The sequence below is a fragment of the Candidatus Eisenbacteria bacterium genome (assembly GCA_035712145.1).
Taxonomy (GTDB): domain Bacteria; phylum Eisenbacteria; class RBG-16-71-46; order RBG-16-71-46; family RBG-16-71-46; genus DASTBI01.
The window spans coordinates 1-21,512 of record DASTBI010000197.1; the positions used below are offsets into that span (position 1 = coordinate 1).

General features: G+C 68.3%; 8 protein-coding genes. 4 read left to right on the top strand and 4 right to left on the bottom strand.

The annotated features are described in order from the left end of the window. Positions 1-487 (top strand): GNAT family N-acetyltransferase (locus tag VFQ05_14060; GenBank protein ID HET9327887.1); only part of this gene is annotated, 487 nt, incomplete at its 5' end. A gap of 173 nt (positions 488-660) precedes the next feature. Further along, positions 661-3,117, top strand: coding sequence for a T9SS type A sorting domain-containing protein (locus VFQ05_14065; protein ID HET9327888.1), 2,457 nt, complete (start codon positions 661-663; stop codon positions 3,115-3,117). 6 nt (positions 3,118-3,123) lie between these two features. On the opposite strand, the gene VFQ05_14070 is transcribed toward VFQ05_14065, so the two are convergent. Next, positions 3,124-3,807, bottom strand: coding sequence for a peroxiredoxin (locus VFQ05_14070; GenBank protein HET9327889.1), 684 nt, complete (start codon positions 3,805-3,807; stop codon positions 3,124-3,126). A 340-nt stretch (positions 3,808-4,147) separates the two neighbouring features. On the opposite strand from VFQ05_14070, the gene VFQ05_14075 reads away from it, so the two are divergent. Continuing rightward, positions 4,148-12,742: a glucoamylase family protein gene (locus tag VFQ05_14075; protein HET9327890.1), complete on the top strand. Its 8,595-nt coding sequence runs from the start codon at positions 4,148-4,150 to the stop codon at positions 12,740-12,742. A 32-nt stretch (positions 12,743-12,774) separates the two neighbouring features. Beyond that, positions 12,775-13,713 (top strand): YihY/virulence factor BrkB family protein, encoded by a 939-nt coding sequence (locus VFQ05_14080; GenBank protein ID HET9327891.1) that lies wholly within the window; start codon positions 12,775-12,777, stop codon positions 13,711-13,713. On the opposite strand, the gene VFQ05_14085 is transcribed toward VFQ05_14080, so the two are convergent. The 3 genes from VFQ05_14085 to VFQ05_14095 all read right to left on the bottom strand — a co-directional run bounded on the left by VFQ05_14085 (position 13,698) and on the right by VFQ05_14095 (position 21,499). Continuing rightward, positions 13,698-14,534, bottom strand: coding sequence for an arginine deiminase-related protein (locus VFQ05_14085; GenBank protein ID HET9327892.1), 837 nt, complete (start codon positions 14,532-14,534; stop codon positions 13,698-13,700). The genes VFQ05_14080 and VFQ05_14085 overlap by 16 nt on opposite strands. Then, a complete protein-coding gene (locus VFQ05_14090) occupies positions 14,531-17,206 on the bottom strand; it encodes a tetratricopeptide repeat protein (protein HET9327893.1) in 2,676 nt (891 codons plus the stop codon). The genes VFQ05_14085 and VFQ05_14090 overlap by 4 nt, the downstream gene beginning before the upstream one ends. 147 nt (positions 17,207-17,353) lie before the next feature. Further along, positions 17,354-21,499 (bottom strand): right-handed parallel beta-helix repeat-containing protein, encoded by a 4,146-nt coding sequence (locus tag VFQ05_14095; GenBank protein ID HET9327894.1) that lies wholly within the window; start codon positions 21,497-21,499, stop codon positions 17,354-17,356. Positions 21,500-21,512: the final 13 nt, after the last annotated feature.

Consider the following 21,512-nt stretch of genomic DNA (forward strand, 5'->3'; position numbering starts at 1 on the left):
CCTCGCCATGCCGATCACGATCCGTCCTGCCGTCGCATCCGACGAGGCGGCCCTCGGCCGCTACGGCGGCGCGCTCATGCGGCTCCATCATCAGCTCGATCCGCAGCGCTTCATCACGACCGAGCGGCCCGAGCAGGGTTACGGTCGCTTTCTCGTCTCGCAGCTCTCCGATCCTGAATCGGTGGTGCTCGTGGCCGAGCGGGAGGGCCTGGTCGTGGGTTACGCGTTCGCGGCGCTCGAGCCGATGAGCTGGAAGGAGCTGCGAGCGGCTTGCGGGTTCCTCCACGACGTGTACGTCGACCAGGCCGCCCGCCATGCGGGCGTGGGACGGCGGCTGGTCGAGGAAGCCATCCGCTGGCTCCGCTCCCATGGCGCGCCCCGCGTCGTGCTCGGGAGTGCTTCGGCGAACGATGCGGCGCAGCGGTTGTTTACCCAGCTGGGCTTTCGCCACACGATGACCGAGATGACGCTCGACCTCGACGCCTAGCGCGGTCGCGAAGCGTGCGGGATTTCCCCCGCGTCCGCGGGGGAAAGTCCGTGGCTGGACGGGCACCCGGCGAGACTTCATGCCTTGCCAGGCCCAATTCCATTGCGGAGCGCAAGGATTCGAAGGTGTTTCGGCAAGACGCGACTGGCGCACCTCTTGCGCTACGCGCGAGTATGCGCGATGGAAAGACGACGCTCCAGAGCCGAAGCCATGCGTTGCGCGGCATTTCGGTCGTCCTCCTCCTCCTGACATCGCCGCCCGACCTCCACGCGGCGTTCTCGGCGCGGGCCATGTTCTTCGATGTCGGCACCGGCGTCTCCTCGCTGGCGGTGGCGGACATCGACGGCGACGGACGCACCGATTACATCGCTCCGAACGGGACGCTGAGCTATAGCCTCGCGATCTTCTGGGGCGAGGGAGACGGCACCTACGGCTCGAAGCTCACGCTGACCACGGGCTCGAGCCCGAAGGGCATGGCGATCGAGGACCTGAACGGCGACGGCCGGAAGGACATCGCGGTCGCCAACTTCGCCTCGGCCACGGTCTCGGTGTTCCTGGCCACGAGCAACCGGACGTTCGCGCCGCGCCAGGATTACCCGGTCGCGTCGAACCCGGCGGCCGTAGTGGCCGGTGATCTCAACGGCGACGGCCTCCTCGATCTCGTCACCGCCAACCAGAACGTCAGTGGAACGGTCTCGGTTCTCCTCGGTGTCGGTGGCGGCGCGTTCGCCGGCGCCTCGGGCTACGGTGTGGGGACGACGCCGATCCATCTGGCGCTCGGAGATCTCGACCACGATGGCGCGCTGGACATCGTGGCCGCCAACTCCGGCAGCGCGTCGGTTTCCGTCCTGCTCGGCGCGGGCAACGGCACGTTCGCTCCCAAGACCGACTTCGCCACGGCGACGGGCGGCCCCTACTCGCTGGTGCTGGCGCAATTCAACGGCGACGCCCACCTCGACGTCGCGGTCGCCCTGCACGCGACCGACTCGCTTTCGGTACTGCTCGGGAACGGCACCGGCGGCTTCAGTCCGAGGACCAGCTATCGCGTCGGCAACCAGCCGCGATGCATCGTGGCGGCCGATGCCAATCAGGATGGCGTGCTCGACCTGGCCACGGCGAATACATCGACCAACAACGTGTCGATCTGGTACGGGACCGGAACCGGCGCCTTCGCCAATCGCTGGGATCTGGCCACCGGCACCACGCCGATCGCGCTCCGCATCGCTCAGCTCGATACCGACGGCAAGCCCGACCTCGCGGTCGCCACGAGCACCCGCATCGAGGCGATGTTCGGCAACGGCGACGGCACCTTCGGCTACATCTACGAAGTCACGGTCGGGAGCTTCCCCGAGCACGTCCGGCTGGTCCCGCTGGACGGCAATGCCCATCTCGATCTCGTCACGGCCAATCGCGGCTCGAATACCGTCTCGGCGCTGATGGGCAACGGCAACGGCACGTTCGGAACCAAGACCGACTTCGCCACGATGGCAGGCCCCAATTGCATCGCCACCGGCCTCGTCAATGCGGACGGCGCGGTCGACCTCATGGTCGCCAACTCCTCCGCCAACGAGGTGAGCGCGGTCTCCACCTTGATGGGGAATGGCAGCGGCGGATTCTCGCCTCAGGTCACGCAGGCCATGGGTATCGCCCAGGCCGGAGTGCTCGCCGATTTCAACGGCGACGGGCGACTCGACATGGCCTCGGCCAACCTCAATTCCATCGCCTCGGTGCGGCTCGGCCTCGGTGGCGGCGCATTCGGCGCCAAGAGCGACTTCCCGACCGGCGCCGGATCGAGCTGGATCGAGGCCGGCGATCTCGATGGCGACGGACGGATCGATCTGGCCGTCACGAACGCGACCGACGACAACGTCTCGGTGCTGTTCGGCAACGGATCGGGAGGCTTCGCGCCCAAGGTCGACGTCCCGGTCGGCGACGGACCGACCTGCGTGGCCATCGCGAAGCTCGGCGGCAACGACGTTCCCTATCTCATCGTGACCAACCAGTATTCCAACACGGTCTCCTACATCCGCAGCAACATGGACCGCACCTTCGCCCCCAAGACCGATCTGGCGGTGGCGAGCGGACCCAGCTCGGTCGTGGCCACGGATCTGGACGACGACGGCCTGCCGGACATCGGAGTCACCAACTTCGGCGGCAACTCGCTGACCCTCTATCGCCGCAATCCCGCGGGCGGCTTCAAGCCCCGGATCGACTACAAGCTCGGAGGCGGGGCGACCTCGGTGGGCCCAGGCGACGTCGACGGGGACGGTCTTCCGGACCTGGCGGTGAGCCTCAGCAATGGCAAGGTCGGGATCCTGATGAACCGCGGAACCTCCGCGCCGGTCGGCGTCGGGCCGCGCATCGCCCCGAGCCGCCTGCGGCTCGGGCTGCGGCCCAATCCTTCACGCGGCGGTCTGTTTGTATCGTTCGTGGCGCAGGGCGCGGGAACGGCGGAGTTCGAGATGCACGACGTGATGGGGCGCCGCGTCCTGCACCGGCGTTTGAGCGTGATCCCGGGCGCGATGGAGGTGCGCATCGACGAAGCGGCCACCCTTCCCCTCGGCATCTACCTCGTGCGCGTGGTCGAAGGCGGCCGGCACCAGACCGGCCGCCTCACCATTCTTCGCTGACCGCTCTCAGCCCTTCGGCTGAGGCACGATGCGGATGTACGGGCGCGGCGACTTCCAGCCTTCCGGATACGTCTTCTTGGCGTCGTCGTCCGAGACCGAGCCGGCGATGATCACATCCTCGCCCTGCTTCCAGTTCACCGGGGTCGCCACCTTGTGCTTCGCGGTGAGCTGCAGCGAGTCGATCACCCGCAGGACCTCGTCGAAGTTGCGGCCGGTGGTCATGGGGTAGGCGATCATCAGCTTGATCTTCTTGTCCGGTCCGATGACGTAGACGTTGCGCACCGTCTGGTTGTCGGCCGGCGTCCTGCCCTCGCACGAGCCCTCGAGGTCCGCGGGAAGCATCCCGAAGAGCTTCGAGATCGAGAGGTCGGTGTCACCGATCATCGGATAGTTAGGCGCGTGGCCTTGCGTCTCGCGGATGTCGTTCGACCACTTCTCGTGGCTTTCCACGGGATCGACGCTGAGCCCGATGATCTTGGTCTGCCGCCGGTCGAACTCCGGCTTGAGCTTCGCCATGTATCCGAGCTCGGTGGTGCAGACCGGAGTGAAGTCCTTCGGATGGGAGAAGAGGACCGCCCACGAATCCCCGATCCAGTCGTGGAACTGGATCCGGCCTTCGGTGGTCTCGGCTTCGAAGTTCGGAACGGTGCTTCCGATCTGAAGGGGTGCGCTTCCAACCTGAGTGGACATGGAACCTCCTCGAGCGCGTGCGCGCATAGAGATGATCGGTATGAGTTCGAGAGCCGCAGAGTATCCACGTCCGCCGATTCGGCGGCAATGGTCCGCGATCGCGCGCGGCGCCCGTTTCAGAGATGCGCCGTCTGAAAGATGGAAGCGCGGCCCAACGGGGGCGCGGACAAGCTGCTACCATCGCTTCCTCCCCATCAGATTCGACACGGACGGCGGCCAGGAGTTGGAGGCAGCCGCAGTCCACCCGATTGGCCGCCGTCTCGTTCCAAGGATGGTCGGTTTGTCCATACTTCGTCATGATCGGCCTGCCGTCGTCGGAGGCGCTGCGCGATGGCGCCCGGTGGGGCTGGATTCGAGCAACCTCCAGGGCGAGCTGCTCGGGATCGAGCAGCTCGAGGAGCGCGCTCGGGCGCTGGCGGCGGGATTCACGCTGGCTCGCCGGCGGCGCGGTCCGGCCATCCTGCTCAAACGGCTCGCCGAGGATGCCCACCAGCTGCGCTTCGCCTATCGCACGTTCGCGGGCGACGTGCGCCGCGGCGAGACCTCTCCCCCGGCCACCGAGTGGCTGCTCGACAACTTCCATCTGGTCGAAGCCGAGATCCGCAGCGTCTACCACGACCTTCCGAGCCGCTACTACTACGAGCTCCCCAAGCTCGCGGCTCGCGAGCTGGCCGGCACCGCCCGTATCTACGCCATGGCCGTCGAGCTCTTGCGCTACAGCGACGCTCGCCTCGACCTCACGAGGCTGACCCGATTCATCAACGCCTATCAGACGGTGACGCCGCTCAGCATCGGCGAGCTGTGGGCGTGGCCGAGCATGCTGAAGTTGGCGCTGATCGAGCACGTGCGAAGGCTCTCGGACGAGCTGCTCGCCAGCCGCGCCGCACGTCACGAAGCCGATCGCTGCCTGGCCAGGTTCGAGAGCTCCCGGAAGAACGGCGCTGAGCCCGCGCTCCCCGAGCTCATCCACGTCGCGTTCGTCGACCAGCTCCTGCAGCGGATGCGCGAGTACGGCGCGGTCGCCAACGAGCTGCGGCGGGAGCTCGAGGAGCGGCTGAGCGCCGCGGCCACGTCGACCGAGGATGCGGTGCGCGCCGAGCACCAGCGCCAGGCGATCGGCCATGTGTCGATGGGGAACTCGATCACGAGCCTGCGGCTGTGCGCCACGATCGACTGGAATCACTACGTGGAGCGCGTGAGCCTGGTGGAGCAGATCCTGCAGCGCGACCCGCCGGGCATCTATGGACGCATGGAGTTCGGCAGCCGCGACCGCTACCGCCACGCCGTCGAGGACCTCTCGGAGCCGACGGGCGAGTCGCAGGTACGCGTCGCGCTGAGAGCGATCGAGAGCGCCCGCCAGAACGCGGTGCACTACGGCCTCTCATCGCTGGCCGCCCACGTCGGCTACCACCTCATCGGTCACGGACGCCGCGGGCTCGAGATCGACGTGGCCTATCACCCGCGCTTCCGTCAGAGGGTCCGCCGCTTCCTGTTCGCCCAGGCGACCGCGTTCTACCTCGGGTCCATCGCGTTCCTGACCGCGCTGGGGATCGTGCTCGCAGTCTTCGCCGCGGCTCGCGCCCAGGCTGCCATGCCGTTGCTGATCGTGATCGGGCTGTTGTCGTTCATTCCGGCCAGCGAGCTCGCCGTCTCGATGATGCAGAGGCTCGTTCATCGCTTCGCGCGCCCCCGCAAGCTGCCGCGCCTCGACCTTCGAGGTGGCGTACCGGAATCCGCGCGGACCATGGTCATCGTGCCGACCTTGTTGCCCTCGGTCGAGTCGGCCAGGGCGCTGGTCGAGCGGCTCGAAGTCCACGCCCTCGGCAACATGGACCAGCATCTCCATTTCGCGCTGCTCACCGACTTCGTGGACGCCCCTTCGGAGCATCTTCCCAGCGACGAGGAGGCGCTCGACGTCGCTCGCGCCGGGATCGAGTCGCTCAATGCGCGCTACGCTCCCGAGACCAAGGACCGCTTCTACCTGTTCCACCGCGCACGGCGCTGGAACGCGAGTGAAGGCGTGTGGATGGGCTGGGAGCGGAAGCGTGGCAAGCTCGAGGAGTTCAACCGGCTGCTGCGAGGCGCCACCGATACGAGCTTCGTGGTCCAGGTCGGCAATCCCGAGCCCCTGCCACGGGTGCGTTACTGCATCACGCTCGACAGCGACACGCGTCTGCCGCGCGACGTGGCCCGCCAGCTGATCAGCGTGATCGAGCATCCGCTCAACCGGCCTCGCTACGACCCCCGGCTGGGGCGCGTGGTCGAGGGCTACGGCATCCTGCAGCCGCGGGTCAGCGTCACGATGGCGAGCGCCGCCGGCTCGCTGTTCGCCCGCGTGTACTCCGGTCACACCGGCATCGACCCCTACTCGACCGCGGTCTCGGACACCTATCAGGACCTGTTCGGCGAGGGCAGCTTCACCGGCAAGGGACTCTACGACGTGGACGCCTTCTCGGCGGCCCTCGAGGGCCGCGTGCCGGAGAACGCGATCCTCTCGCACGATCTGTTCGAGGGACTTCACGCGCGCTGCGCGCTGGTCTCCGACATCGAGGTGGTCGATGACTTCCCTTCGAGCGTCCTGGCCCACGCGAGGCGCCAGCACCGGTGGGTCCGCGGCGACTGGCAAATCCTGCTGTGGATGCTGCCCATCGTCCCAAGGCGCCACGGACTGGCGCGCAGCACGCTGCCGCTCATCAGTCGCTGGAAGATCTTCGACAACCTGCGGCGCAGCCTGGTCGCGCCGGCGCTGATGCTGTTCCTCGCCTCCGCCTGGGCATGGATGCCGGGTTCTTCGCTCCCGTGGACGCTGGCGGCGCTCCTCGTGCTCGGCTTCCCGTTGATTCCACCGGTGTGGCACGTCGTGCGAGGGCCGCGAGCGCAGCAGCCGTTCTCCGTCTTCATCCGCGACGTCCAGTCCGAGATCGAGACCGCGCTCGCCCAGGTGGTGCTGGACGTCATGCTGCTCGCCTACCACGCCTACGAGATGCTCCATGCCATCGTGCTCACGTTGGTGCGCATGGTCTTCACACAGCGCCGTTTGCTGGAGTGGGAGACGGCCGCGACCACCGCCGCGCGCGCCGCGGGCCTGATTGCGACGCAGGGGGTTCGCGTCTTCATCGTCGAGATGTGGGCGGGGCCGGCCGCAGCACTAGTCGTGTTGCTCGGGCTGTGGCCGCTGCGAGCCGCCGCCCTTCCGATCGCGCTTCCGTTCCTGGCCGCGTGGCTGGTCTCGCCGCTGGCGGCGTGGTGGCTGAGCCGGCCCGTGACTCCGCGCCGCCTGGTCCTGCTTCCCGGCGAGCGGGTTCAGCTCCGGCGTATCGCGCGGCGGACCTGGAACTATTTCGAGCGCTTCATCGGACCCGACGATCACTGGCTGCCCCCCGACAACGTGCAGGAAGTCCCCGAGATGCGCATCGCCCACCGCACCTCGCCGACCAACATCGGGATGGGCCTCCTGTCCACGCTCGCTGCCTACGACTTCGGTTATCTGCGGCTCGAAGCGCTCGCTGACCGGCTCGAGTCCACGCTCGACACGGTGGAATTGCTGGAGCGTCACGAAGGCCACCTCCTCAATTGGTACGACACCGTGACGCTCGCGCCGCTGCCTCCGCGCTATGTCTCGACGGTCGACAGCGGCAACCTGGCGGCCTCGCTCATGACGCTCGCCGCAGCGCTCCGGCACCTCGCGGTGAGCCCGGACTCCGGCGATCGCTGGTGTGCCGGCGCCGCCGACACCGCGGGTGTCCTGACCGAAGCCGTCAGCGCGTTGTCGCGGCGCTCCGGCCCGGCTTCACCGACGCGCGCTTCCGCCCCCCAGGTCCTGCGCGAGCTGAAGGAGCTGCGCGAGGGACTCCATACCGCCGAGTCGGCGAGCCAGCGCCTCGCCGAAGCGGCGCCGCGGGTGGCCTCTCTGGCGCCGAAGCTCCGGATGATCGCCGGCCATGCTCAGGGCGAGCCCGAGGCGCAGGAGATCGAGGACTTCGTTCCGGCCCTCGAGACGATGGTCGTTCCGATGGCCGAGCCGGACGAGTCCCTGGGCGAGCGTCTGCACGAGCTGGCGCTGCGCTGCGAGTCGCTGGCCGATCACATGAACTGGAAGTTCCTCTACGACCGTGAGCGCGGCATCTTCTCGATCGGCTATCGGCTCGCGGACCACGAAGGACCAGGCCGTCTCGACGGCTCTTTCTACGATCTGCTCGCCTCCGAGGCGCGGGTGGCGAGCTTCATCGCCGTCGCGCGCGGCGAGGTGCCGCAGGAGCACTGGTTCCGCCTGTCTCGCGCGCTCACCGAAGTCGAGGGCCACACGATGCTGGTGTCGTGGAGCGGCTCGATCTTCGAATATCTGATGCCGCTCCTGTGGCTCCGCAGCCATCCCGAGACGCTGCTCGAGAACACCTGCCGCGTCGTGGTGCGCGCGCAGATCCTCCACGCCCAGCGCGAGCACGTGCCGTGGGGCATCTCGGAGTCGGCGTTCCATCTGATCGATCAACACGGCAACTACCAGTACAAGGCCTTCGGCGTGCCCGGCCTCGGGCTCAAGCGCGGGCTGGGCGAGAACCTGGTGATCGCGCCCTACGCCACGGCCCTCGCGGCGATGATCGATCCGACTTCGGCGGTCGCGAACTTCAGGCGGCTGAAGCGCGAGGGGGCGCTTCGCCGGTATGGCTTCTACGAGGCGCTGGATTACACGCCACGGGACGAGTTGCGAGAAGAGCCGACCCCGGCGGCGGCCGAGACCGAGCTGAAAGAAACCGCGGCAACCGGAGTCCAGAAGCACGTCCCTCGTCTCCAGCCGGTACGGGCCTTCTTCGCGCATCACCAGGGGATGAGCATGGTGTCGCTGGCCAACGCGGTGCTCGGATCGCCGATGGTCCGTCGCTTCCACTCCGACCCCCGTGTGCGGGCCACGGAGCCGCTGCTGCAGGAACAGGTGCCGCGCTACGTCCCGGTCACCGAGCCGCGGCCGCCGGAGATGGCGCGCGTCGAGCCGCCGGGAGTCACGGCGTCGCCGCGCTATTACCGCTCGCCGCACACTCCCTTCCCGATCGCCCACTTCCTCTCCAACGGGCAGTACACCGCGGTCGTCACCAACGGCGGCGGCGGGACCAGCACCTGGCGGGGCATGTCGGTGACCCGGCGCCGCGAGGACGCCACGTCCGACACCGCCAGCCAAGTCATCTACCTGCGGGACGTGCGCAGCGGTCTGTCGTGGTCGGCGACCTATCAACCGCTCTGCCGTGAGCCGGATCGCTATCGGGTGAGCTTCCGCGCCGACGAGGCGGTCTTCATCCGGCGCGACGACGAGATCGAGACGCGCCTCGAGATCACCGTGTCTCCGGAGGACGACGTCGAGGTCCGCCGCGTCTCGCTGGTGAACCGCAGCGATCGAATGCGCGAGATCGAGGTCACGAGCCTGGTCGAGATCGTGCTCGCCTCACCCGCGGACGACCTCGCACACCCGACGTTCCTCAAGCTCTTCCTCGAGACCGAGTACCGGCCGGAATGCTCGGCCGTGCTGTGCGGAAGGCGACCCCGATCGGCGGAAGAGACGGCGCCTTGGGCGGTGCACGTGCTGAGCGTGGAAGGAGGCGTCCACGGAGCGGCGGAATGGGAAACCGATCGCGTGCGCTTCGTGGGGCGCGGAAGGACGCTGGAGAATCCACTGGCGCTCGACGGGCGCGCGCTGTCGGGAACGACCGGCGCGGTCCTCGATCCGGTGCTGAGCCTGCGACGCCGGGTGCGCATCCCCCGCGGCGGGCAGGTGCGCCTTTCGTTCGCCACCGGAGTGGCCGTGAGCCGCGCCGCCGCCATCGCGCTGGCGGAGAAGTACGACGATCCAGCATCCGCTTCACGCACCTTCGCGCTCTCCACGACGCAGACCCAGATGCGCCTCCATCACCTCGGCATCTCGGCGGAGGAGGCCCGTTTCTGCGACCAGCTCGCCTCGCACGTCCTGTGGACCGACGAGACCCTGCGGGCGGAGCCGGATTACCTCGCCCGCAACCGGCTCGGCCAGTCGGGGCTGTGGCCCCATGGGATCTCGGGCGATCTGCCGATCCTGGCCGTGCGCGTGGTCGAGGAGAACGACATCCCGCTGGTGCGGCAGGTGCTGCGTGCTCAGGAGTACTGGCGGCTCAAGGGCCTCAGCGCCGACGTCGTGCTCCTCAACGAGCATCCGGTGAGCTACCTCGACGAGATGCACGAGGCCCTCCAGGCGCTGCTCGACAACGGCCCATGGGCGGCGTGGAAACACCGGCCGGGAGGCGTCTTCCTGCTGCGCGGCGACGGGATGTCGGAGGACGAGCGCGTGCTGCTCATGGCCGCGGCCCGCGCCGTGCTGCGAGGCGATCTCGGCGAGCTGAAGGATCAGCTCAGTATTCATGCGCCCGAGCGCGCAAGGCCTCCCCTGCTCGAGATCCAGCGCGCCGAGCCGCTGCCGGAGGGGCCCGACATCGAGCCTCCCGATCTCACGCACGCCAACGGCATCGGCGGCTTCACCGCCGAAGGACGGGAGTACGCCATCGTGCTGCGTGGTGAGGAGAACACGCCGCAGCCATGGGTCAACGTGATCTGCAATCCTCGCTTCGGCACCGTCATCGGGGCGACCGGCGCGTCGTGGACCTGGGCGGAGAACAGCCGTGAGAACCGGCTGACGCCGTTCGGCAACGACACGGTCGCCGAATGGACCGGTGAGGTCCTCTACCTCCGAGACGAGGAAGGCGGCGAGCTGTGGGGGGCCACGCCGGGACCTTTGCCTCGGCGTGCTGAAGAAGGCCGCTGGGTCACTCGACACGGCGCGGGCGTCACGCGCTTTGCTTCCGGCAGCCACGGCATCTCCTCGGAGCTCACGGTATTCGTCCACGCCGAGGAGCCGCTCAAGCTGTCGCGACTCGCGCTCACCAATCACACCTCGCTCCCGCGCCGTCTGAGCCTGTTCGCCTACCAGGAGTGGGCGTTGTGTCCGCCGCGCGCCGGCGAGCATCGCTTCGTCATCACCGAGCAGGATGAAGCCTCGGGAGCGGTGCTGGCGCGCAATCCCCACAACCAGCAGTTCGGGACGCGCGTCGCCTTCGCGCACGCCACTCCGGCGCCGGTCTCGGCGACCGGAGACCGCTACGAATTCCTGGGACGCAACGGCTCGCTGAGACGACCTCTGGCGCTGAGCCGCCAGCGCCTGTCGGGGGCGTTCGGAGCGGGACTCGATCCCTGCGCGGCGCTCCAGGTCAGGATCGATCTCGAGCCCGGCGAGACGCGCGAGGTGATCCTGCTGCTGGGCCAGGGCGACGATCGCGCCCACGCGCTCGACCTGGTGCGGCGCTTCGGCGACCCGGCCGCCGCCGCGGAGGCGCTCGAGCAGGTCGAGCGGCGCTGGAACGACATGCTGGACGTCGTGACGGTGTCGACGCCGGACGATTCGTTCGACGTCATCATCAACCGTTGGCTCCTCTACCAGAGCCTGAGCTCGCGGATATGGGCCCGGACGGGCTTCTTCCAGCCGGGCGGGGCCTACGGCTTCCGCGACCAGCTGCAGGACGTGATGGCGCTGTCGTTCGCCAGGCCGGATCTCTATCGCGAGCACTTGTTGCGAGCCGCGGGGCGTCAGTTCGTCGAGGGTGACGTGCAGCACTGGTGGCACGAGCCTTCCGGCAACGGCCTCCGAAGCCGCTGCTCCGACGACCTCCTGTGGCTCCCCTTCGTGACCGCGTATTACCTCAAGTGCACGGGCGATGCCGCGGTGCTCGACGAGAGCCTGCCCTTCCTCGAAGGCCCGCCGCTCGTGGAAGGCGAGCTCGAGGCCTATGGATTGCCCATGACGAGCGCGCAGCGCGGAACACTGTACGAGCATTGCGCGCGCGCCATCGATCGGGGACTCACGGTCGGGTCGCACGGGCTGCCCCTGATCGGCATCGGGGACTGGAACGACGGCATGAATCGCGTGGGCCACCAAGGCCGCGGCGAGAGCGTCTGGCTCGGGTGGTTCCTGTCGAAGATCCTGCAGGAGTTCGCGGCGATCGCGCGTGTGCGAGGCGACCTGGACCGGGCGCGCCGCTGGCGAACGGAGCGTGAGCGCCTGGCGAGCAGCCTGGAGCTCGCATGGGACGGCGACTGGTATCGCCGCGCGTATTTCGACGACGGCTCTCCGCTCGGATCAGCGCAACTCTCGGAATGCCGCATCGACTCGATCTCGCAGAGCTGGGCCGTGCTGTCCGGGACCGCCCCGCAGCGCCGCGCCGAGCGGGCGATGGATGCGGTGCGCACGCAGCTCCTGCGGCGGGACGCCGCGGTCATCCAGCTGCTGGCGCCGGCGTTCGACCAGTCGACGCTCGACCCGGGCTACATCAAGGGTTACGTGCCCGGCGTGCGCGAGAACGGGGCCCAGTACACGCATGCCGCGCTGTGGGCGGTGATGGCGATCGCGCGGCTCGGCAGCGGCGACGAGGCCGTGGAGCTGTTCCATATGCTGAACCCGGTCAACCACACGCGCCATCGCGCCGACGTCGAGCGCTACAAGGTGGAGCCCTACGTGGTGGCCGCCGACGTCTACACGCATCCCATGCACATCGGCCGCGGAGGATGGACGTGGTACACGGGTTCGGCGGCGTGGATGTACCGTCTTGGAGTGGAGTCCATCCTCGGGCTCAGACGCCGCGGCGACTGCTTCCGCGTCGTGCCCTGCGTGCCCGCGTCCTGGAGCCGCTACCAGATGCGGTTGCGCCACGGAAGCACGACCTACGAGATCGTGGTCGAGAATCCCGAGCGGCGGAACCGCGGCGTCGCTCGCGTCGAGCTCGACGGCGTCACGCTCGAGGACGTCACGATCTCGATGAAGGACGACGGGGGTGTCCATCAGGTCCGGGTCCTGATGGGCGAGCCGCCCGTGCCGGTGGCCAAGAGCACTCGCGAGCAGACCCTTTCCTCTCACCGCCCAGGTTGAGATGATCGGTCCGTGCTCTTACGAGTAACCCGATGAGCGATCGAGAGTCGAGAGGCGGGTCATGGGTGACCCGCACATGGGGAGAGTTCGAGAACGACCACTGCGCCCTGCTCGCGGCGTCGATCTCCTATCACGTCCTCTTCGCATTCGTGCCGCTGGTGACGTTCCTGGTGGCGATGTTCGGCTGGATCACGCGCGACCCCGCGGCGCGCCAGAATGCGGTCGATTGGCTGGTCCAGCTCCTTCCGCTCCAGGCATCCGAAGACAACCTGGTGCTCGAGATGATCCGCAACGTCTCCTCGCAGACCGGCACCCTCACCATCATCGGCGCTCTTGGATTGATGTGGGCGAGCACCGGCATCTTCGGCAGCATCCGAAGCGCGCTCAACATCGCCTGGGGCGTGCCGAACAAGCGCGGATTCTTCACCGACCTGCTGGTCGACGTCGGCTCGCTGCTGGGCTATGGCCTGCTGTTCGCCTCCTCCATGGGAGCCACGGTGGCGCTCCACTCGGTGCAGAGCTCGGTTCTCCGACTGCCGTTCGTCCGGCCCGACGGTGTCCTTCATTACCTGTTCCTGGCCGCCGGCCTGCTGCTTCCCGCGACGTTCTCGTTCATCGCTTTCCTGCTGCTGTTCCGCTTCGTGCCCAACGTGCGCCACCAGGTTCGCGACGTGTGGATCGGCGCGCTGGTCTCCGCGGTGCTCTTCGAGGCCGGCAAGCATGCCTTCGCCTTCTACGTCGCCCATTTCAACCGCTACCAGTCGCTCTACGGCACGCTGGGCGGCGTCATGCTGTTCATGCTATGGACGTACGTGTCCGCGATCACCCTGCTGATCGGCGCCGAGGTGGCGGCAGAGCGAGAGCGCCGTCTGAGGGGGGCGCCGGCCTCGAGCCGCAAGACCGCGCCCGGATACCCGGCTCCCGCCGCGGAAGTCGGAGAACGCGACCGCTCGGCCTACATGCCGCGCTGAGAGCGCGCGTCGCCGAGCCGTAGCGAGAGGCAGCTGATCCCGCCCTCCATCTTCTGGAACTCTGACATCTCGAGCGCGATCAACGGGAGCCCGAGCCCGCCGAGCCGGGCTTCCAATCGTGGGAAGCCGGCCGGAATCAGCATGTGATCGTTCAGTCGCACACCGTTCGCTCCCATCTGCTCATCGGACTCGACGCGAACGATCTCGAAGCCGGCGAGGGCGGGATGCGCCGCGAGCGTTTCCGTGGCCATCAGCCTGCGACCGCCGAGCCACGACAGTCCGCTCTTCAAGTGGAGGAGCTCGGGGTCGCCGTTCAGTGCGATGCGCCCGCTGGTGAAGCCCTCCTCGGCCAGATGCTCCTCGAGCTGGGCGGCCCCTTCGTCGTTGGTGCGCTCCGAGATTCCGATCAGGAAGTGGGAGCCGATCTCGCACACGTCGCCGCCATCCAGCGTGCCGGGCGGCTCGATGGTGCGCACGCGCGCCACGCGAGAAGCCAGCGCCTCCCGCACCAGCTCCACCTCTCCGCGGCGGCTCGGCGCCCCTGGACGAGCGAGCACCGCGCACTGAGGGAGGAGAACGGCCGTGTCCTCGATGAACGTCGAATCGGGGTAGATGTCTACGGGCTCCAGCACCACCACTTCGAGACCGCAGCGCTCCAGCGCGCGCACGTAGTCACGGTGCTGTGCCCGCGCGCGGTCGAGGTCGGGGGTCCCGAGATAGCCGCGCGTCAGTCCGCGGGCGAAATGGGATCCCGGCGGCCGAACGATCGCGGTGTGGAACATCGAGATGGGAGCGGTGGATCGCCTCGGTCCCCTCGTCATCGCTGCGAGACGGTCCTACTCGCGATCCCTCGAGCGGTCTCGCGATAGGGGTCAGCCAGCCGCGATTGGCGGTTCGCGTCGTAGTACGCCACGATCCTGCGGAGGGCCACACGCCGCTCAATCTCGTGGAGCGGCGCCGTGAGGATGCCGCGCGCGGCCACCGCGATCAGGGAGTCGGCGCGTGCGCGCTCACCTGAAGCCGAAAGGCATAGCGCCAATCCTGACTGAAACACCTGGAATTGGGGCGTCGCTCCATCGAGTCCCGTGAGAGTCGCGTCAAGAAAAGTCCTGGCGCTGTCGAGTCGGCCCCGATCCACCAGGAACATTCCATACTCCCCGAACGATAACAGGGAAACGGCGGCAGTCGTTCCGTACGCGCGGCGGCGAACTTCGATGACCCGGCGGAAGAAGGTGTCGGCTGCTGCATGCTTGCCACGCCACGCCAGGATGCGAGCCAGGTGCTGCATCTCTCCTACCGCTCGCGGATGCTCGGGAGCATTGATCTTCAGCGAGAGATCGACGGCGCTCCGCACCCATGCCTCCGCGTCCGCGAGCTTTCCGTCCATCTCGGAGACTTCGGCCATACGTGCATACCCGGCGGCCATGAGCGGGTTCTCCTCCCCCAGAGACACCCGCCAGATCTGGAGACCTTCACGCATGAGCGCTTCGGCCTCGCGAACCTCACCCAGACTCGCGATCGATAGCGAGAGCCTGTAGATGGTCTGGCCAACCTTGGGATGCGCGTCGCCGTGGGTCTTCCTCATGCGGGCGAGAACGTCCTTCCCGAGAGAAACTGCCTCCGCCCATTTCCGCTCCTTGTTCAATGCATCAACATAGTTGCTGAGCACCTCCAGGGTCTCGGCGTGATCGGCTCCAAGCTCGCGTGTGAGGATTTGTGCCGCCGATCGATAGTAAGAGCCGAACTCGTTGCCGGAGATGGTCCGGGCCATGGCCATGAGAGAGAGACCGCGCCCCACCTCGGCCGACGTCTCGCCGTGGATCGATTTCGCCATCTGGAGATACCGGCCCAGCAGGCTCTCGGCCTCTGCCTGGCGACCCCGCTTGATCTGGATGTCCGCCAAAAGGAGCAGGCTCCGCTCGACGTCCAGGCCGCGCGGCCCCTCGAGTTCCTCGCTCATCGCCAGCGCCAGCCGGCAGAGCGAGTCGGCCTCCTGACGCCGCCGCCATAGCAGGGCGTTCGCCGACAGCTCGCGTAGCCCACGGGCGACCTGAATACTGCGCGGCCCGAACGCGCGTCGCTCGAGCTCGAGACCACGGCGCAACAAGGAGTCCGCGATGGCGTGCTGGCCAAGCTCCCGATAGGTGGTGCCGAGCGTGGTCGTCACCTCCGCCTGGATCGCGGGCTCGCCTGCGAAGCTCCGGTCCACCGTGGGGATGGCGCGGTCGAGGACTTCGCGCACGGTGACCGAGCTGCCGAGAGCGCCGGGGTTCGCCGCGCCCAGCATTCCCAGCAGGAAGTCGTTCATGGCGGCGGCACGCGCGGACGCGACCTGCGCCCGCTCACGCTCCCGGCGCTGATCGGCATAGAGCAAGCCCATGGCCACCGCGAAGACGGCGACCAGGAGCACGGCTGCCGTCCCCAGCACGAACGCGCCGCGATGCCGGCGCACGAGCTTGCGCAGCTCGTACATGGTGCTCGGAGGCCGCGCCAGGATGGCTTCGTGACTCAGGTAGCGCTCGAGATCGTCGGCGAGGGCTCCGGACCCCGCATAGCGAGCGTCGGGCTCTCGCGCCAGGGCCTTCATCACGATGGTCTCGAGATCGGCGTCTCTCGACTCTCCTTTCCCCAGCTGAATGCGCAGTGGCCGAGGCACTTCGCGTTCCAGCACGGCCAGGGCCTGGCTCAGCTCCAATCCGTCCAGCGCGTGCGGGAGAGAGCCGGTCAGCAGCTCGTAGAGCACGGCCCCCAGCGAGTAGACGTCGGTGCGGGTGTCGATCGCGCGCGAGCGTCCCCCCGCCTGCTCCGGGCTCATGTATCCCAGCGTCCCGATCGCCTGGCCCTCGATGGTGAGCCCCGGACCTGCCTCCTCTTCGAGGATGCGGGCGATGCCGAAGTCGATGATCTTGGGACGCGGAGAGCCGTCGACCTCGCCCACCAGGATGTTCGAAGGCTTGAGATCGCGATGGATGATGCCCTTCTGGTGCGCGTGCTGGACTGCACGGCAGACCTCGATCGTGAGCCGCACCACGTCGGACACCGAGGACTCTTGCCGCCGGCAGTACTCGGAGATCGGGAGGCCGCGCACCAGCTCGGTCACGAGGTACGGCATGCCGTCGGTGTCGAGTCCCGCATCGAGGATGCGGGCGATGGCGGGATGCTCGAGCAGCGCCATCGCCCGCCGCTCGGCGGTGAAGCGCGCCAGGACCCTGGCCGGATCGAGCCCGCCCCGCAGCAGCTTGATCGCCACTTCGCGGCGGAGCGGCTCCTCCTGCTCGGCCCGATACACGATTCCCATCCCGCCGACGCCCAGAACCTCGACGAGGCGATACGGCCCGAGGCGTCGGAGCGTCTCCACGGAGCCGGGCTCGAGAGCCGGAGCGAGAAGAGGAGCGATCAGATCATCCACGCGTGCGGAGTGGTTCTCGATGATTGGAACCTGATCCAGCAGGCTACGGAGCTCGCCGGCCAGCTCCGGGGAGGCCTGCTCCAACTCGGCCAGCCGAGCTTCCCGCTCCTCGGGGGAGAGCGATTCGCAACGAAGGAGCTCGTCCTTCAGCTGACCAAGGAGCGCAGGGTCCATTGGGCGTGGGGCTGCGCCGCGCCCTTGGGAGAGCGCGGCGCATTTCGAACGACGCGGCTATCTCACGAGGCGGAGCGACGTCCTGAAGATGCGCCGATCCGCATCCATCCGCGCGAAATATACTCCCGACTCGGCCAATTGACCGCCTTCATCGCGCCCGTCCCACTGCACCCGTCCGGTCCCCGCGGGTCGTTCCGCGTCGAGCAGCGTGCGCACCCGCGCCCCTCTCAGGTCGAATATCTCGATCCGCAGGTGGCCCGCTCTGGGGAGGCCGAAGACCAGCGTCGCCGTACCGTGGGTCGGATTGGGGAAAGGCGGATTCATGAAGGCCAGGCTGGGGATGGCGACGGCCGGATCGGATACGCCGGTGATCTGACGCTCCTGCGTCGTCCCCGCGTCGCCGGCGGAAGCGGTCCCCCCACCTCCGTCGCCTCCGCCGGTCTCGACCGTGATGGGGAGGGAGGCGATGATGTATCCGCTCGTCACGCCGGAAACGGGATCGAGGTGATAGAGCGCGATGCGCCCTCCGCCACCGCCCCCTCCGTACGCGCTGGCTGCCGCGCCTCCGTTTCCTCCACGGGCACGGACCGCACCGTTGCCCTGGATCGCCGAAGCGGTGATGGAAATGGTTCCCCCCGCTCCACCTCCCCCGGCATCGCTACCGCTCGCCGCGCCATCTTCGCCATCAGCATCGATCGATCCCTCGAGCGTCAGCGTGCCACCGACCACGAGACGCACCACGCCTCCTCCGGCGCCACCCGGCACCGCGCCCGAGCTCCCGCCGCCACTACCGGGATGGAAGGGTGCATCCTGCGAGTCGTACGTCGCCGTGGATCCTTGTCCGGTCGAGCCGTTGCCGCCGCGTCCCCCGTGCGCCCCACCTCCCGCGCCGCCGCCCGGTACTCCGGGAGGCCCACCCGGACCCTGGCTGGAGCCGTGGCCGCGCCCCTTCCCGGAGACCTTTCCCTCGGGGCCCACGTCGCAGTCTCCACCCACCACGATCGTGGTGGTGTCGGGGCCGACCAGCGTGCCGCTCAGAATGACGAGGTTGCCGGGCACCCGGAGCGGCGAATTCTGCGTCCTCACCGTGTCCCCGGCGCCAGCATCGATCGTGACGTTCATCGGAACGCCAGGACCCTCCACCAGGCCGCTCACCCATTCCGGGCCGGTCACGAAGCTGCCGTCGTGATAGATCAGCGTCACGCCATTGGCATAGATCGGCGCGTGCGCGACCGAGGCGCCGGCCTCGAGAGTGAGCGTGCCGGCATTGACGGTCGTGAGCCCCGCTCCAGGCTCGGTGGGCGAGCGCAGCACGTTGTCGCAACCGTCGGTCACCAGCATTCCCCCGTTGCCAGCGTTGACGACGGTGACTGCGCTCGCCAGATCGAGATTTCCAGGGCCGAAGATCGTTTTCGCCCCGTCCGCCACGGCGAAGGTCGAGGGACCGCCCGCGATGCGCAGCGTGGTCCCATTCAGGTGCAGCGACGATGAGCCCGTCATGCGCACGCTCTCCCCGCTCGACGGCGCGATCACCATCTCCCATCCGTGCGGGACGATCGACACGTTGGCGTTCTGGAGCTGGAGATGATCGAACGTCAGGCTGCCGCCGGCCGGATCGAGAACGATGTTGGCGTCACCCGCGAGGCCACCGTCGAGGATGAGAGTCCTGCCGTTGGTCGCGATCCCGCCGGAGGAAAGCACGGTGACGTCGTCTCCCACCCGGAGATCTCCCGATGTCGGATTGAGCGCGAGCGTCCCGCTCGGGATGGTGAGGGTGCCCGGCACGGTTCGATCCGAGGCCGGCATCGACAACTCGTTTCCCGCGCCGAGGGTGAGGACGAGATTCCGCGGGACGCCACTCCCCACGCTGGTTCCGGACGACCACTCCGGCCCTGGGGCCCAGTCACCGGTCGCGTATTGGAGCGTGGCGTTGGCGCCGTAGACCGGCGCCGACGCGAACGAACCGCCCGCGTTCATGAGCGCGGTACCGTTCACGGTGAGATTTCCGGCATTCAGGATCGGCGCGAACAGGCTCACGTTCGTCGCGTTTCGCGCCACGTCCACGGTGATCCCCGCGCCCTGGACCACCACGTTGGAGGGGCCAGCACCGCTTGGCCACATCGCGGCGGCGCCGTCGATGATCAGGGAACCTCCGGATCGGTTGCACACCAGCGTCCCGGTGGGCGAATAAACGAACTCGTTGCCCGACGCGGAGCCGCCTTCGTTGACCTGCAGCGTGCCCGCCACCGAGAGCGAGCCGCCATTGGCCAACGGCGCGCCGATCTCGACCGTGGCCCCGCTCGCGATCGTCACCACGGCGGTCGCGGCGACGCTCGCTCCGCCGTTCCAGGTGGTCGCGGCGGAACCGGAGATGGTCTGCGGGCCGAGCAGTCCATCGAACACGACCGATTGGGTCGCCGACAGCGTGAGCGGCGCGCCGTCGTTGGTCCAGTGCCCCCCGACGTGCATGGGCGCGGTCATGGTGCTGGCATAGGTGATGCCGCTCTCGACCCGGAAGTCGCCACGGACCGTCAGGTCGTTGCCCCCGGACGCGGTGTACGTCGCGGGGCCCGCGGAGCGCGCCAGCACGAGGCTGCCGTAGGTCCGCCCATCGGCGGCGATGGCGACGGTTCCCGTGCCCGGCACGTCGTAGACGAACTCGCCCCGTTCCGTGCCCGCGGCCTGCGACATCATCGCCAGGATCCCCGCCGGATCGAGGCTGGTGGCGTGGACGTAGCGCCCGCCGTTCTCGATGCGGATTCGGGCGCTGCACAGCGGATTCCCGGCGATCCCGTTGCCGCTCGACGCGCCGCTCGCGTTCTTCAGCGCTCCGCCGGTCTGGACGACGATGTCGTCCGCTTCGCTGTTCAGATCGTCCACCTGCATGGCCACCATGGCGGTGTTCCCGGCAGGCAGGACGAGGGTGATGGTCTGGCCGGCGGCTGGCGCGATCGTCACGCGTCCCACGATCGTGGTGGTGTTGCCCGGCGGGAGCTGCACCTGGTACGAGGACACGGCCTGCGAGTTGTCGAAGAGCACCCGGTCGATGCTCCCCGGTCGAACGCCGCCCAACCAGTTGGCCGGGTCGTTCCAGGTCGTGCCATCACCCAGCCCCGACCAGCGCTTCGCGATCGCGGACTCGATGAACCCGGGCGACCCGGTGAGCCAGGGGCGATACGTCACGTTGTCCGTAACGCTCTGCCCCTGCCCCCCGGGGTTGTAGTCGGGAGCGCCGGTCGATGGATCCGACGGTCCCGATGGATCTCCCCACCAGCAGCTCGTGGCGACGACCGACCCGCTCGCGTCCGAGCTGACGGCACCGCTCGCATTGCAGACGAACGCGCACGAGCTCGCCGTCACGGTACCCGAGGCTTGCCTGAAGATCCCCCAACCGGCCGAGTTGCGGATGACGCAGTTCGAGAGCGCCGGCTGGCTGGTGCCGACACTCTTGATGTTGAAGTACTGGCCGAAGTAGTTGCCCCCGCCGTTCTCGATCACGCAGTAGCTCATCTGCGACGCCGTGCTCGACCCCGGGAAGACAATCCCCAGCCAGCCGCCCGGCGCCCCGTTGACCGACGTGAACACGATCGGCGAACCCGCCGTTCCCACCGCCATGAGCGATCCCGTGCTCGACCCGTTCGGATGGCCCACCGTCACCCCGGCGCCCGCCTCGAACTTCAGCGTCGCCCCCGGCTCGACCGTCAGCGTCGCGCCGTTGAGGACCGTCACCGGACTCTCGAACTCGTACACCAGCCCACCGCCCAGCGCCCCCCAGGTCCGGTTCGTGCTCACAGTCCCCAAGACGAAACGAACCCCCACCGTGTAGCCAGTCAGCGTGATCGATCCGCTCGTCACCGACATCGGCGGGACTCGCAGCGCGTATGCCCCGCTGCCGCTGAACGTGCACCCGCTGAGCGCGGGGGTCGAGGACGAGGCGTCCGTGTCCACGTCCACCCCCAGGTGGCTCCCGGTCGCGAAGCTGCAGTTCGTCAGGGTCGGGTTGCTGGTGCCCAGACACAGCACGTCGGTGGCCCCGTTCTCGCTGAACGCCGTCGCCGTCACCGTCAGGTTCGCACTCCCGAGCCGCATCCCGTAGCCCGCCGATCTCCGGATCGTGCAGTTGTCGATCGTCGGCTGGATCGTGTCGTAGCACTTGAGATTGAAGAACTCCCCGAAGTAGTTCCCCCCGCCGTTCTCGATCACGCAGTAGCTCATC